This is a genomic window from Roseateles noduli, assembly GCF_050626985.1.
Taxonomy (GTDB): domain Bacteria; phylum Pseudomonadota; class Gammaproteobacteria; order Burkholderiales; family Burkholderiaceae_C; genus Roseateles; species Roseateles noduli_A.
Genome location: NZ_CP192463.1, coordinates 428,208 through 444,644 on the forward strand (window position 1 = coordinate 428,208; position 16,437 = coordinate 444,644).

Sequence of the window (16,437 nt, forward strand, 5' to 3'; positions counted from 1 at the left end):
GAGTGCGGACGACCGGGACTCCGTGTCGTCGATCGATCAGGCGGGTGACGGCGCCAACGGCGACAACGGCGACAGCGCATCCGGTCGCAACGCGGACATCGCGACCGCAGCTGCCGCGCCGAGCGGGCGCTCGTCCGACGCGGCCATCGCCTGGACCAGCCCGGCGGCGAGTCGCACCGCCGTGACCGGCTCGCTCCCCTGAGGGCCTGGCGGGCGTGTCGTGCTCGTCCCAGCGCCCCCCTGGTCCCTCGCCGGCACGCCGTTGGCCAGGATCCGCAGGACGTCCGTCGGCCCCAGACCCTCCTGGCGCATGCGGCGCATCCAGGCGACGGTGTCGGCATCGAGCGGCGGACGCGGATCGCTCAGCGCCCAGGCGATGCCGAGATCGTGGTCGCGGAGCGCGTGCTGGAACTCGATGGCCCGGTCGAGCTGCGCGGGCGTCCGAATGCCCGCGGCGAACATCCCGTCGATCCGCGTCGCCGCGATGCCGTGCGAGAGCATGTACAGGCCGGGCTCGTTGAACACCGCCGGCAGGGGCGCGTCGGTGGTCCAGTCCGTCGAGTCGCCGCGCTGCCGCCAGTCCAGCATGCCGAACGCGGGTTTTTCTTCCGATGTCACGGCCACCGCCAGCAGACCGGCGTCGCGGGCGGCCTGGATGTCGGCGGCACTGCGTTGCCGCGTGAGGATCTCGAAGTTGTTCGTCTGCAGCTCGGGGCGGAGTCGGACACCGGAGCCCGAATGGACGCGCGTGAACGGGGTCTCGGTGAGATCGAGGGACGGCAGCCGGAACTCGTACGGCGTGCCCGAAGCGAGGGCGGAGAGCATGTCCGCGACCATCGACGGCGCGATGGTGCTGGCCCTCTGCTCCTGCAGGCTGAGGTGCTCCCGCCGGGACTCCCAGAATCCCAGCACGACGCGGAGGGCCCGGCTCAAGGACGACAGCGCAATGGCTTCGGTCTCATGACCGGCTTGCGTGTCGTCCGCGTCACCGGTGCGCGCCTGGTGGGCCAGGCCGCTGGCCAGAGGGATCGCCTCGAGGAGCGCATCGCGATCGCAGGTCGCCGCTCGGAGGACCAGATCGGACAGGCGCCCCAGGCCCTCGTCGACCGGCGTCGACGGCGGCGCGTCGACGCCCGCGAGCAGGGTCTCCGTCAGCGACCGCTTCACATCGGACCGGAAGGGGGCGAGCTCGCGATCACGGATCCGGCCGTTGCTCCAATCGCCGTAGGCCAGGTGGCCGATCAAGGCCGTGGCCCGCTGGATGAGCACGGAGACATGGACCCGTTTGTCCAGCACCTGCCGTGCGACCACGTCCGGCCGCAGCGGGCCGCCGAGCCGGCGCAGCTCGATCGCCCGGTCCACCGCCTTGTCGGTCTGCAGGCCCAACGCCAGCAGGGCCTGCGCGTCCCGCCGGTCGTAGCCGCCCGACTGGAGTCGCGCGACCAGCGGGCTGGCGCCGACCTCGGCCGTCGTGAAGCTCACCTCGGTGAACCAGGTGCCGGCCGGGAGGTCCTCCTGGATGCCGACGATCCGGTAGCGACGATACGGAATGCCGTCGTCGACATGCACCCAGTCGCCTTGCCGGTTCTGCGCCTGCAGCGTCCAGCGTTCCATGACGGGGCCGCCGCCGTCGACCTGGCCCTCGTGCTGGAGGGCAAGACGCCACCCGGACAAGGCGATGGGGTGCTGGAAGTCGAACTCGAGGGCACGAAGCGCCTCGCTCCCGTCCGCGGACGACGACACCCGCTGAAGGTCCGCGGGCGGCCGCCAGGCCGTCGCTTCCCCCGCCCGGGCGACGCCGTCCACCAGGTTGGCGGGGCTGCTGCGTCCGTCGCTGTCGCGGCCGGGCAGCGTCTCCTGCGTCACGGTGACCAGGCCCTTCTCCAGCATCGCGTACAGCGACGAGCGTTTCGCGAAGGCGGCGAACCGGGTGGCGGGCCAGTGCTCCTCGCGCCGGGAGGCAGGCTTGGGCGTCAGGTGGCTGAAGGTGAGCGCGGAGTCCCAGGGCGACCGGGGCGTCCGGTCTTCGGCCTTGTCCCAATCCCGGTCGAAGTCCCTCCTCACGGACTGCTCGAAGCGCGCCCGCTCCGCGGGGGAGAGCGCGGCGGGCGATTGCCCCGCCGCGTCGAGCACCGGGCCGGGCCGCAGGTCGTAGGTGACACCGCGCCGGGGCCGCTCATGGACGATGAAGTCGTTGCCGTTGTCGTCGAGCTTCAGGTAGCGGTTCACGACGTAGCGCGACACCGTGGTCTCGGGCGTCCTGAAGGCGTCCGCCGCGCGGACCTCGATCAGGCCGGAGCGATTGCCCGTGCCCTCGTAGGCCAGGCGGTTGGCGTTGGCGAGCAGCACGTCCCGCACCGGGATCTTCGCGTCCCACAACGCCCGCAGCACCGCGTGATCGACGACGCCCGCCTGCAGCATGCCGTCGATCCAGGCTTCGTCCATCGTCACGGCGATCATCGCGCGGGTCATCTGGTCCGCCACCTCGTCGGGGCGGCCCTTCACCCGCAGCGCGATCCGCAGCAGCTCCCGCGTATCGGCCGAGATCACCTCGTCGGCATCGGGCCTGCCGAGGAGCAAGCGGTTGAATTCCTTCAGGTCCTCCAGCAGCGCGTCGTCGTCCGGCATGCCGGCGTGCCGGGTCGTGGCCCAGGTCTCGAAAGCGTCCAGCGCCTGCGGCGACAGGTCGCCGCCCAGCACCACCTCCTGGTAGGCCCAGGGCCGTTGAGCGGCCACGAGACGGCGCAGCATCGCGCCGTGGCGCGACGCCGACAGCGCCAGCACGGAAGTGCTCGTCGCGTAGTCGTCCAGCAGCGCCGCCGAGGGCCAGGTCTTGCCATCGCCGAGCGCCGCGAGCAGCGACCGGATCCGTCGGACCTGACCGATCGTGGTCGAGCGGACGGCATCGGCGATGTCGACGGGGAGTCCGCTCATGCGCAGGAAGGCCTGGACGGCCTCGACCGGATGGACGCGCTCCGAGGGCGTGCTGTCGTCGACGAGGTCCTGCCTCAGCGCGACGACCGCCGTCATCAGCGCTGCGTCCCAGAGACCGTCGTCCGCGAATGCCCGGGCCAGGAAGAGGTCGTCGGGCAGTCCGGCCCGCTGCTGGCGCTCGACCGCGTCGCGCCACGCCGCGTCGAGCAGGGCAGGCGCGAGCCGCGGCGCCGACCCGTCCGGGAGGCGGAGTTGCAGGCCGCCTCCCTCTCTCGCCCAGGTCGGGAATTCCTTGAGGATCACCCGGCTGCGCGTCTCGTCGGACCGGAGATCGATGCTGCGACCGATGCGGTGCACCGCCGAGGGAGACGCCACGACCACCGACCGGGCGGCCGGAGCCGTCGCCCACGCGGCGTCCGGAGCGCCCAGCACGAGGTGCGTGCCGGGCAGCGTGGCGAGGATGTCGCCGTCCTCGGCGTCGGGACCGTAGACCATGACGCCGCTGTCGTGGATGACCGGCAGTGCGTAGCGCCTGCCGTCGATCGCCATCGAGAGGTGCCGGGCCAGCGGCTCCACCGCATGGCGGCGCACGGTGATGCTGCCGCCCTCGGTCTCGATCACCAGGTCCGCGCCGGAACGCCACAGCCGCCGGGGCATCGCGTCGAGCTGGAGGAGGTCCCGCGTCGTCGTCATCGCGGTGTTGTCGATCACGACATGCCGGCGCGTCGCCACCTCGTAGGTATCGACGCCGTCGCTGCCGGTCAGGGCCTCGGTCCCTGCCACCGGTGGCGGCGTGGACGTCGATGTGGACGTCGGTATGGGCGTCGATGTGGGCGTCGATGTGGGCGTCGGTGTGGACGTCGATGTGAACGTCGATGTGAACGTCGATGTGGGCGTGGATGGCACAGGCGCCGGGGCAGCCGTGGTCGACGCCGCACCCGGGGCGACGTCCGGCGCCGCGGCCCGCAGGGCGCCTTCGTCCGGATCCTGGGGAGACGGATGGCTCAGCTTGATCACGGCGCGGTTTTCCGGGTCCGCGGTGCCGCGCGCCCACAAGGCCAGCAGGCCGTGCGACGCGGCCCAGTCGCGCCGGGCGTAGCCGGGCAGCGTCAGTCGCAAGGGCGTGACGTCCGCCGGGGCCTGCGCGGACGGCGTCTCGATGAGCACCAGGTCGTCGCCCTCGCGGCGATAGCGCAGCCGGTCGAGCGGCACGTCCAGCGTGACGTCCATCGGCATGGACGTGCGGGGACGCAGCAGGAAGTCGCCGCTGCCCGAGGCGAGGTGATGGCGCGTGTGACCGTGGTCGCCGGTCAGCGCCCTTCGGGCGTCGGGCGTCGACGCGTCGAAGAACAGGTGCTTGTCGAGCGTGGCGGAGGCGGACTCGCGCTCGTCCAGGCGGCGCGGGTCGACCAGCGTCAGATGGGTGCCGAGGGCATCGACGATGAAGAGCGACGCCGGGGCCGCGGCGGTCCCGGGGGCCGAGGCCGTCGCGCCGGCGGCCACGCGGGGGAAGAAGCCCTCCAGCGTCAGCGAACCCGCGCCGTCGCCCGCGCCGTTGCGGATGACGAGGCGGTGGCCGTGGTAGCGCCGGAAGCTCAGATCCTCGTGCGGCACGTCGACCTTGAGCAGCAGGCTGCCGGGCCGTTTGCCGCCGACGTCGATGAACGCGTTCACGCCGCCGGACCAGAGGGCGGCATCGTTCGACGAACTGGCGATGCGGTTGCCCTCGCGCAGCACGTAGGTGTTGCGACCGCCGCCGCCGGTGATGGCGGTCTGCAGGGCGGTCACGTCGAAGCGCTCGTCGCCGGGGCCGCCGCTCACCTCCGCACGGAGGGCATCGCGGATGGTCACGCTTTCAATGCCCAGCAGCACGTCGTCCATGAAGTGGTCCGCGGGCTGGTCCGGGTCGTCGGTGGCGAGCCGGAGGCCGCCGAGCCGGTCGTCATGGCGGATCCTCACGAGACGGTCCCTGGCGTCCAGGTCGACCTCGTCCTGCCCGCCGTTGCCGTGCACGTCCGCGTGGCTGTGCCCGTCCAGCAGGAAGACATCGCGGTCCGCGCCGCCGCTGAATTGACCCCAGGCGCCTTGCAGCTCGAACATCTGCGGCCCGTGGTCGGCGGTCGCCGACCGGCCGTAGCCGACGTGATGGCGAAGATCGAGCCAGGCCGTGCCGGACCGGGCCCCGGCGCCTTCCGCGGTCGGCGACTCCCAGCGGTCGGTCTGCCCGGCGAGATACCCGGCCAGGACCCGGTCCTTGAAGGGGATCTCCCGGTCCTGCAGGACGAAGGTGTAGTCGGGGTCCTGCTTCGGCACCCTGAAGGTCGCATGGCCGACGGCGTGATCCAGATGCGGATACCGGATCGAGCCGTAGCCGGACTTGGCGAGCTGCTCGCCGCGGAAGGCCATGTAGGCCCGTCGGTCCTGGTCCAGCATCCGCTCGCGCGCCGACGCGGCGCCGACGGCGCTCTTCTCGACCTCCGCCCGCTTCATCACGTCGGTCTCGATGCCGAAGAACTTGGCGATGCCCGCGCCGATCAGGTCGCCCAGATCGGTCGACGGGCGGATGTAGTCGCCGTATTCCTCCAGCCACATGAAGCTGCCGACCGCGCCGTTGACCGCGATCATCAGCAAGGCCAGCGGCAGGGCCGCGGCCCCCGCCACGCCGGCGGCCATGCCGAGCGCGGTGCCGGCGATCGCCTCCGCGCCGCCGGCGAAGGCCGCGCCGACCTGGATGCCGGCCGACACCAGCGAGGTGGCGGTGAAGAAGGTCATGATGGTCGTGTTCGCGACCAGGTTCCTGAAGGCGAAGCTGTCCGTGCCCTGGCCGCTCTTGCGGAACTCGTCCCACTGCAGGCCGATCACGACCAGGCCGAGCGCGGACAGGCCGAGGTCGGCGGCTCCGCCTTCCAGCGCCGTGCCGATGGTGGAGAGCGCGGACTCGAGGGTCGAGGCGGCCTTGCTCCCGGCCGACAAGGTCGAGGAGAGCGAGGCGGAGCGCGCGGCCTCGCGCAACCACTGACCCACCTTCACCGTGATCGGCGTGATCACGATGCTGCCCGTCTGCGTGACGAGCAGGCCCTTCATCGCCGCGTCCATGTGGCGCCAGCCCTGCACGAGCTGCGTGGTGGCGATGACGGTGTTCATCAGGCCCACGCCGTGCCCGGCGAGGGCCTCCGCCTGGGTGCCGAGCTGGCCCGCGAAGCCGGCGCGCACCGCCCGGGCCTTGCCCAGCAGACGCTCCCCCTCCGGGCCCGCGCCCACGCGCAAGGCCTCGAACTCCGCATCGGACAGATGCAGCAGCGAGGCCCCCGCGCGCATCAGTCCGGCATCGTCCTCACCGGCCACGAGCGCCTGCAGGCGCTGCTCGACCAGTCGTGCATGGCCGTGCGCATCGACCGCCACGAGGCCGCTGTCGCGCAGCGAGCGCAGGGCCCCTTCGGTCGTCGTGCGCGAGATCGCGTCCAGGCCGAGCGTGTCCTCGTCCAGCGTCTGGCGCGCGAGCTCGTCCATCAGGCGCTCGTCGCGCAGGACGGCCGTCGCCGGCACATCCCTGCCGTCGACCCTGCCGTCGACCCGGCCGTCGATCCGGCCGTCGAGCGCGACGACACGTCCGGCGAGCGAGTGCGACAGCAGCTCGTGCGCCTGGACGGCGTCACGCGCCGATTCGGGCAGCGACGCGAGGGCCGACGCGAGGTCGTCCGCAAGCACGCGGACCTCGGCGGGGTCGGCCGCCACGCGGCGCATGCGGGCCTCGTCGACCTGGCCGTCCGCGTCGGTGAAGAGCCGGATCAGCGGCGTCGGCACCGTGTCGCGCAGGACCGAGTCGAACATCAGGTGGAGCTCGTCGGCCGGCCGCTGCCACTGCCTGACGTCGTATTCGTCCGTGTCGGGATGCACGTCGGTGACCGTGAATCCGCCGTCGGACGGGTCCATGCGGAGCAGCTTCGTATCGCCCGGCATCTGATGCCGCAGGGTCAGCCGTTCCTGCGCGTCCAGGCGCCCGGTCAGCTTCATGATCCGCATCGGGCCCTCGTCGACCTCGACCTCCGCCACATGGACGTGGCCCGTTCGCGCCGTCACTTCGGCGCGGTCCGTCCAGCCGGGATGGCGGACCAGATGCTTCAGGAACTCGGCGGCGAAGGAGGTCTCCATCGACGGGGCGTGCATGTCGCAGGCGACCAGGCTGACGCGTCGCAGCCGGGGCAGGAGGGCGGGGTCCTCGTCGTGGTCGAACACGCCCGTGCGCAGGCTCTTGGCCAGCGTGTAGGGGTCCCAGCCGCTCAAGGTCTGGTGCCCGCCCAGCTGCATCCCGGAGTGACCGACCACGAGGATGTCGATCTCCGTGGCCGACGTGGCCGCTGCCAGCAGCGCCTGCCCGACCCCCTTGTAGAAGTGGGGCCGCTGGAACAGGTCGCGGCTCTCTTCCATCTGCACCCAGGCCGCGATCCCGGCGTACTTGCGGGCCAGCAGCCAGGCCGCGACGGTGCTGTCGCGGTCGGCCCCCACCTGGACGATCAGCTTCAGCTTCGAGGGCACGCCATGGACCTCGGGCTCGGGCAGCGGTCCGAGGCCGAAATCGTTCCTGTCGAACGACGGCGCCGTCCAGCCGTCCGAGGATCGAAGCGGACGCAGCGCCGAGGCGACGCCGTCGGGATCGGGGATCCAGGCCGCCGGGCCCGAGGCGTCGTCGACGGCCAGCGCACCGGTGCGTCGCCGGGCGACCACCTGCTCGTTGACGCTGAATTCGCCGTTGCGCAGGCTCATGCGGCGCGGCAGGTTCCCCAGCGCTTCCGGATGGTCGAGCGGCGCCAGCGGAGACGTCTGCAGGAGCCGGACAATCAGCGCTTCCGCGGTCCGGATGTCGATGTCCTGCAGGACCTTGGCGGCGTGCTCGCTCAGGCCGTCCGATCGATAGGCGCTCAGCGGGTCGAGCTGCAGCGTCGTGTCGATCGGGGTGTTCGGGTACTCGAGCCGGATCAGGCCCGCGGCGCGGTCCAGCGATTGGCGCATGTTCGACGCCTGGTCCACCAGTGCCGCGAACGGCCGGTCGTCGGGCAGCAGGTCCATCGCGTCGGCGGACGTGCCCGGCAGGTGACCGGCCAGCGCCTCCCGGAGCTGCTCGACCCGCTCCCCGTGCACGCGCACGGCGTCCCGGTAGGTCTCCAGGGCCTGGTTGATCCGTGCGCTCCGGTCGGATCCGAGTTGCTCGACCCAGGTCGCGACGTCCGCCACGGTGAGCGCCTGACCGCGCAGGTGCTCGACGCCGGAAGCATCGAGGACCTCGCGGAGCAGCGTCTCCAATGTCAACGCGCGCGCATTGGCGCCGTGCTGCCGTCGAAGCCTCGCTTCGAGGTCGTCGATCATGGTCTTGAGGACGAGTTGCTCGGTCCGGTCCGCGGCGGCGCCCTCGGCCTCCCGCTGCCAGGTCTGCAGGCGTTCGAAGGCCTCCGAGAACGGCTCCGCCAGCCTGCCTGCCGCGAGGGCGAACGTGGCGGCGCTGGTGCTCGACCAGGTGATCTGTCCGTCCCGCAGGATCCTCGTCACCTGCGGCATGGCCTGCTCGATCAGCGCGTCCGTGAGGGGCGCGGCCTGGACGGCGACGGCGAGCGAGGCCAGATCGCCGTGGGAACGGAGATGGACGAGGTCCGGCTCTCCCCATCCCTGCGCGATCGGGCGCGGCGTCGCGTGCGGGGCATCGATGGACAGGGCGACGACCTCCTGCAGCGCGCCGAGGTCCCGCAGATGACGAAGCGCCGCGCGGGCGCGCAGGAGATCGATGTCCCGCGCCGGAGATCCGTCGGCGCCCGGCGGGGGGGCCGAGAGGTCGACGTAGAGGGCGCTGTCCGAGGCCGCGGCCCCGACGGCCGCGATGAAGAGGATGGTGCGGCCGTAGATCCTGTTGGTGGACTCGGTGCCGGTCCGGTTGCCCCCGATCAGGCCGTCCCGTGCCGCGATGAGCGCGTGGATGAACAGGGCGGACGCGGTGGTGATGCTGGACGTGCCGCCGGCAATCTCGGTCAAGGTCCGCGCGATGTGCGGCGAGGTTTGCGCGCGGGCCTGCCAGCCGCGCGACGCGACCGAGGCCCTGTCGCGCGGGCTCAGATGACCGAGGAGTTCGTAGGCGTCCAGCAGTCGGGCGGGGTCGCTGAGCAGGCCTTGCGTGATGTGGTCGGCCACCCGGCGCAACTGCTCCGCGGCCACCTCGTCGGTGCGGCCGAAGACCATCGACAACTGGGCCAGGACCGCGTCGGACATGGCGAAGGCGCGCTCTCCGCGGTCGCGTTGGAAGCGCAGGAGTTCTTCCGGCCGGAGTTGCCCCAGCACCTCCAGCACCAGCCGCACCCGTCGGGCCTCGAGGGTCCGCTGGCGCGGCGTCAACCGGGCGGCGGCCCGCTCCGCGGCGGCTTGCGGGTCGACGTCCAGCGCCGACTCGAGCGCGGCGATGGTCTCCGCTTCCGACAGCCGGTCCGGCCGGCTGTTGCCCGCGTACTTGGCGACCGTGTCGCCCCCCCGCCCGACCGGATCGGACAGGACCCGGGTGACGAAGACGCCGTCCTTGGCGCGGTTCAGCGCCTGGCTGTCGCCGAAGCCCAGCGTCCATCGCCGGGTGAGCGCGGGGTCGGCGGGGTCGTCGGCGGAGAACAGCACCCGGCCCCGGAAGGTGGTGACCTCGTAGGTGGCGCCGGGCTGGAAGTGGTCGACGAAGTCCTCCACGAAACGACGGCGCGCGTAGGGCGACTCCAGGTCGCAGGCCAGCAGCGTGACCTTGCGGGCCGGGGCCGCCGGGCCGTCGAGGTGCCGGCGCAGGGCCTGGTCGATGCGCTCCGACAACTGCCTGCCGCTGTAGCCGCTCAGGCGTCGCGACTGAGCGTCGTCGGTGGATCCCTGACCCACGACGACCAGCTGGATCTCGTCGCCCTGTGTCGTCGGCCGGGTCAAGCCTTCGCCCGTCACGATGCGGGATCCGCCCTCGCGGTCCACCTGCAGCCAGAGCACGCCGCGCCAGCGCTCGATGGACTGCGCGGCATGCCGCAGGCTGGCCTCGAAGGCCTGCGGCGAATCGTCCATCTGCAGCACGACGATCTTCAGATCGCGGCGGGCCTGCTTGGCCGCCGGCTCCGCCGACATCACCTCGTGCTTCAGCAGGGTCCAGGCGGTGGACAACTGCTTGCCCGGCGTCAGTTCGTCGCGCCATCGGGCGACGGGGCGGGCGAGCAGCTCGGCCGGGGCGCCGGTGTCGTCCGCGAACGCCTGATAGCCCCGGATCGCGGTCTCGTCCGCCACCAGGGCCCCGGTGAGCTGGCGCCTCAGCAGCGGGGGCGCGTGCCCGCGCCGCTGCGCCGATCTCGCCAGCAGGAGATCCTCTCCGTCCCACGACAACGCGCGGGGCAGGCGCCGGGTCGCCGGCCCGTCGCCGATCAGGCGCGCGATCGCCACGTCGAGATCCATCGCCGAGGCGCCGAGGTCGCCACGGTCCCGCGGATCGAAGTCGAATCCGCTGACTTTCCCGGTGCGGGTGATCTGGATTCTCAGCAGTCCCGAGGGCCGGAGCCGCGCGCGGGGAAAGCCGACCTGGCGGGACGTCCAATCCATCTTCGACGTCAGGTGGGCGCCGGGCAGCGCGTCGTCCCGGCTGTAGACGTGAGGCAGCTCCTCGCCGAAGCCCAGGACTTCATGCAAGGGGCTGTCGGAGACATGGCGGTCGCCTTCCTGGCGCCAGCGGCCGCGTTGCCGGGAGCCGGCCTCGGACGACACGCAGAGCACGTCGCCGATGACGCCGCGGCGCGAGAGTTCCCTGAAGACGGGGCCCAGGTCGGCGACCTCCGCGGCGATCTGCTGCCCGAGGTGGCCGCCCTCGTCATGCCATCGCCTCAGACGGTCGACGTCGATCCGCAGGGGCGTGCGTTGACGCGCCGCGTCGATGACGTCGAACAGCATCCTGGCTCGCATGCCGGCGCTGGATCCCGGGGCGGACGGCGAGCGGCGCGTGTCGTAGACGGCGTCCAGCAGCGCGACGGTGTCGTCCCTCGTCCAGGGCCGCGAGCGTCGCCGCGCGACGGCGAGCCGACGCAGGCTCTCGTCCAGGACAAGCAGGCTGCTGGAGGTGGCCGTGAACGCATCCCACTCCGAGAAGAGCCTCGGCGCGCCTTCCAGGCCCAGGTCCTTGGCCGCCGCCGCGACCTTGTGGAGCGGGGGGAGGGGGGCGTCCCCGCTGATGGCGCTCCATCCCGGCACCTTGGCGGCCACCTGCCACTGCTTGTTGAGCCAGGCCTCGATCAGCACATCCATCGCGGAGAGGCCCCATCGGTGCAGGGCCCGGTCGCCGGTCGGCGCGCGCAGTCCGTCCGGCTCCGCGTCGACATCGATGGCCGTGTCGCGACTGCTGCCGGACGGACTGCCGGACGGGCTGTCTACGGTGGGGAGCTCGCGGGGAGCGGGTCGACGGCGCGCGACCCGGATGACGTCCGGGCTCGGCGTCGATTCCACGATGCTGATGTCGCCGTCGGCGCCGGTGTCGTAGGGGGAGCGCACGGCGGCGCGCGTCGACGGCGGACGCACGGGATCGATGACCTGGCGTCGGGCGAGCAGGTCGCCGGTGCCGGAGCGCAGGTCGCTGCCGTCGTAGCTCAGGGACGGCGGCAGGCCGTCCAGGGACAGCGGGCCGGCGGGGGAAAAGCGCCGGACCGCGACGAAGACGTCGAGTTCGCGCAGGGCCTCGTCCTGCTGCCAGGTCCTGGCCACGTCGATCTCCGGCCTCGCGGACGTCACGGACGTCACGGACGTCGTGGGCGCCGCGGGCAGGCGCCAGGTGACGGTCGTCGCGCCCTCCCTCAGGTGGACGACGCCGGCGGCGCGGTCCAGCCGCTGCGACACGCCGGGCGCGATCCGTCGCAGCAGGGGCAGCGGCGCGGTCTCGTCGATCGCGGGCAGCGTGCCGCGGCCGAAGGCGGCCTGTCGGGTGGGCGTCGCCGCGAGGCGCTCGGCGGCCTTCGTGACCTCCACCAACTGGTTCGCGAAACCGGAGATCTCCGTGCCCACGTCCATCGCGTGGATCTCGTCGCGCAGCGCGCGCGCCTGGGCCAGGCGACGGGTCCAGGCGGCGGCGCCCATCGCGGCCGACCGGTCGGCCGCCGGCTTGGCGGACAAGGCATGGAGCTCGTCGCCGATGTCGTCGGCCCAGTCCGTGAGCCGGAGGGCCGCCGCGGCGTCGTCGGCGTCCTCGTACGACCAGCTGTCGAGCTCGGCGACGAAGTCCTGCCAGGTCTCGCGCAGGTCGTCGCGGGGCAGGATCTCGACCTCCGCGGTGACCGGATCGGCGACGGCCGTCGGCCACTTGGCGAGCATGTCGCGCCGCGTCGCCCACCGACCGTCCTCGAAGGTCCAGCCCGGCGTGTCGTCGTCGTGAGGCACCCGGTCGGCGACGTAGCGGATCGGACCGATGACGCCGGTGGCCGACATCAGCCGGAGCTGGTCGCGCAAGGACAGCACCAGGCCCGCGTAGCGCGTGGCCGCGGGATCGTTGCGGTAGGGGCGCTCCAGCGCGGTCCTCAGCGCCTCGACGTCCAGCGTGAGCGGCGCATCGCCGGCGGCGGACGTCAACAGGTCGGCGAACAGGCCGGCCAGGGTGCGCCCGGGGAGGCTGCGCATCGCCGCCTGCCCGTTGTCGGGCCGGGTGGACAGGAAGGGGGTCGCCCGGTCGACCAGTTCGCGGAAGACCCGGGCCGCCTGCCGGTGCACGGTCGCGGGATCCCGGCCGGGCCTGGCCGCGCCGATGATCAGGTCATGGGCCCGGCGCAGCGTGGGGACCGAGGCATCGAGGATCCCGGCGAGCAGGGTCTCGGCCACGGGGCGCATCGAGAGCGTGCGGCTGTCCTTGCCGGCGGGGGCATCGAAGGCGCTCAGGCCGAAGGCGTCGATGAGGCCGATCTTCCCGTCCTCGGTCCAGCCGGCCGGCGCGGACCAGGCGGCGGTGGCCCCGTGCAGCAGCGAGGCGATCACCTCGACGCGGCCGGCGCCGTCCACCGGCATCGGCCTGGCGGCGCCGCTCGCTCCCGACGATGCCGGCGCGTGCTCGAAGGTCCACCCCGACGGCGTGCCGCGGGCGATGACGTGGGCACTGTCGGCGAGCTGCCTGTCCGACAAGGTCAGGCGGGCCGGCAGCGCATTCAGGTCGGCGGCATCGGCGCGCGCGACGTGGGCCGAGACCAGCAGGTCGAGCTGGCGCAGTTGCGCATCCGTCTCGGCGGCGGTGAGCGGATCCTTGCCGGCGAAGGCCAGGAGCGCGTAGCCGCGCGTGTCCCCGGAGGTCCAGGCCAGTCGCACCGTGCCCGCGTCCCGGTCCAGCGTCTGCCGCAGGTCGGGGGCCAGCGCGGCCAGGGTGCGCAGCGGTCGGGAGGCGTCGACCGGCACGGGCTCGAGCGGCCGGCGCTCGAGCAGTTCCAGCAGGCCGGCCGTCGGCTCGAAACGCCACCGGCTGCGCAGGCCGCGCATGTCGTCGGTCGACAGGAAGCGGGTGCTCTCCGGCTCAGGCTGCCAGTACCCTTCGGCGTGCCGCTTGCCGGAGGTCCAGGTCACCGGTCCGATCAGCCCCGCGTGTTCCAGCTGGCGCAGCACGTCGTAGAGCTCGAAGGCGACGCCGGCGGCGACGTCCTTCGAGCGCGACCGGTTGTCCATCGAGGAGAAGTTCATCTCGTCGAAGCCCAGCTTGAGCGGCTTGCCCGGTCCGGCGTCGATCGCCGAGAGGTAGCGGTCGGCCAGCGCCTGGGAAGTCGACGCCTGATACGCCGGGCTCGCCTGCGCGACCTGGTCCCAGGCCAGGCGCTTGAGCGCGGCGAAACGGGAAGAGGCCTCCGCCAGCTGGGCGGGCGCGCGGCGCCGCGACGGATCGACGGCGTCGAGCAGCGCCAGGTAGGCATCGCGGCAGCGCAGCGGCGAGCCCAGGAGCAGGGCGTCCAGCAGGTGCGCGGCCGCGGCGTCGATAACGGCCGCCGGCAAGGCCTTGGGCTGGGCCGCCGCCGCGGCGCGCAGCGCCTTCAGCAGGGGCTCGCGCAGTGAGGCGGCCTGGGGAAGTGCCAGGTTCCAGTCGGCGGTGGCCGCCTGGAATGCCGCCGCGATCGTGGTGGCGCGCTGCTCGATCGTCAGCGCGCCGGTGGGATCCGGCGCCCAGCGCGACAACGGCCGGGGGACGCCGGACCCGCCGGCCCGCCCGCGACCGGCGTCGCTCGGCGTCGTGTGGCCGTCGGCTGCCGGATCGGTCCCGGTGGCCTCGGAGGCGGAGTCTGCGCCCGAGCCCGAGCCCGAGCCCGACTTCGACTTCGACTTCGACTCCGAGCCCGACTCGGACTCCGAGCCCGACTCCGACTCCGACTCCGACTCCGACTCCGACTCCGACTCCGACTCCGACTCGGTCGTTGTCGTCGATACGTCCTCTTGCGGACGCGCCGGATCGACAGGCGGCAGCGCCTCGGCCAGGACGGTGGCGTCGACGACGGGCGCGAACCGCTCGATGACGCCGCCGTCCACCTCCAGGGCGTCGTCGACGAGGCGCAGCGCGGCGGGGAGCTCCTGCAGCGATCCCGCGTCGCCGCGCCAATGGCGGCGGATGATCGATGCATCCATCCGGCGCAGCGCCATGTCCTGCGCCACCCGGGCCGCGGTGTCGGCAGGATCGCTCAAGGCCCGCACCTGCCAGACCCGCGTGCCGGTCGCGCCCAGGTCGAGTTCGAGGGTGCCCGTGGTCCGATCCAGCCGCTGGCCCACCTGCGGCGCCAGCGCGGCCAGCAGGGGCAGGGGCTGCGTGTCCGTCAGGCCGCCCAACGCGTGCCAGCCGAGCGCCGACTGCCTCACCCACTCTCCCAGCCAGAGATCGGGGAAGTCGGTCATCAACGCTTCCAGCCGCTCGGCGCGGGCGAGGACCTCCGGCGTCACGGCGGGCTCGGCGCGCAGCGCCTTGATCCGCTCCGTCGCCTCGGCCTGCCGGCGCTCCCAGGCCTGCGGCCCCATGACGACGGCCCGCTGCAGCAGCGGGAGCCGGCCCAGGCCGTCGATGTCGGCGAGGATCGCCTTCGCGAGGTCCCTCAGTCGGGACAGCCCCTGCCGCGAGGGTGTGCCGGGCGGCGTGGCGATGCTGTCGGTGAAGGCGATGAACTTCTTCCACGGCTCGCGCAGGATCGCGATGAGTTCGGAGTCGCTCAGCCGGGTGATCCGCTCGCGGACGGGATCGAAGAAGCGGCCCGCCAGCACGCGCGCGGCGCCGGCGGGGCTGGTCTCGTAGCCGCCAGGGCCACGGGTCCAGTCGATTCCCGCGGCCTGCGTCCCGGGCAGGATCGGCGCCGCCACGAAACGCAGCGGGCCGATCACGCCGGTGGCTTCCAGCAGGCGCAGACGGTCCAGCGCGGCCAGCCGCAGACCCGCGCGGAACCGCGAAGGCTGCGCCACGCCGCGGTGGCGCGCCCGGAGGAGGTCGTCGAGCCTGACCGTGAACGGTCGGTCGGGACCGTTGGCCTCGAGCAGTTCGCCGAAGAAGGTCGCGAGCTCGCGGCCCCGGACCGTGCCCGTCCGGGCCGTGGGGTCGGCATGGCCGACCAGGAGCCCGCCCGCCTCCTCGACCAGGGCCTGGAAGACCTTTGTCGCGCGCGCGCCGGCGCCGGCGTCGCCCTGGTCCTGGCGTTCGGCCTCGAGCAGCGCGGTGTAGACCTGACCCAGCCCCAGCGGACCCTCGTCCAGGATCGCGTCGAACAAGCGCCCCGCCAATGCGCGCAGGTCGGTGGAGCCCAGCGGCGAGTCTATGCCGGACAGCGGCAGGCGGTCGAAGGCCTGGCGCAGCCCGGTCCTCAGCGACGGCAGCAGGGCCTCGTCGTCGGGCCACGAATCGGTGAGCTGATCCAGCATGACGGCGATCACCGCCCCGCGCCCGGGATCGTCCTGCGGCGCGGACCTCGCCCGTCGCGGCGTCACGTCGACGGACGGCGCCGCCGGTTCACGCAGCCGCTGGAGGAACGACGCCGCCAGGGCATTCGACGCTTCGCGCTCGTGGGTGGGGAGGTCGTCCAGGCCTTCGACCAGCTTGTCCTTCAGGCGCTCGATCCCCCGCAGCGCTTGCGCTTCGATCTGGGACAGCGAGAGACCCGGGCGCGTGAAGGCGTCCAGCAGGTCGTCGTAGGCCCGCGCGAGCTGCGCGAACGACCCGTCCAGCATGCCGACCGCGACATGACCCGCCGCCTTGGCCAGCAGATCCGGCCTGTCGCTGACGAAGATCCGCCGGGCGATGGTGCCGAGCGGGGCACCGAGGCGACGCATCTGCTCCGCCGTCGTGTCCCGCAGCGGCGGGTCCTTGAGCTCGCCCTGCAGCGTCCTGGCCACGGCGGCCGCGCGTTGCTTGCTGGCGGCCAGGCCGTCCGCATCGGCTGGCGGAGCGGCGTGATCATGGGAGGCAGGGAAGAAGGGAATCATGGCGTCTCACGCGAAGGAGTGAGACGCTTCAGTGAGCACCGCCTGCGAGGG

At 72.8% G+C, this 16,437-nt stretch carries 1 protein-coding gene; it reads right to left on the reverse strand.

The window, feature by feature from the left end; all coding sequences use genetic code 11:
* Positions 1–36: 36 nt before the first annotated feature.
* Complete coding sequence (locus ACQ4L4_RS02020; protein ID WP_431102546.1) at positions 37–16,386, reverse strand: C80 family cysteine peptidase; 16,350 nt, start codon at positions 16,384–16,386, stop codon at positions 37–39.
* Positions 16,387–16,437 lie beyond the last annotated feature (51 nt).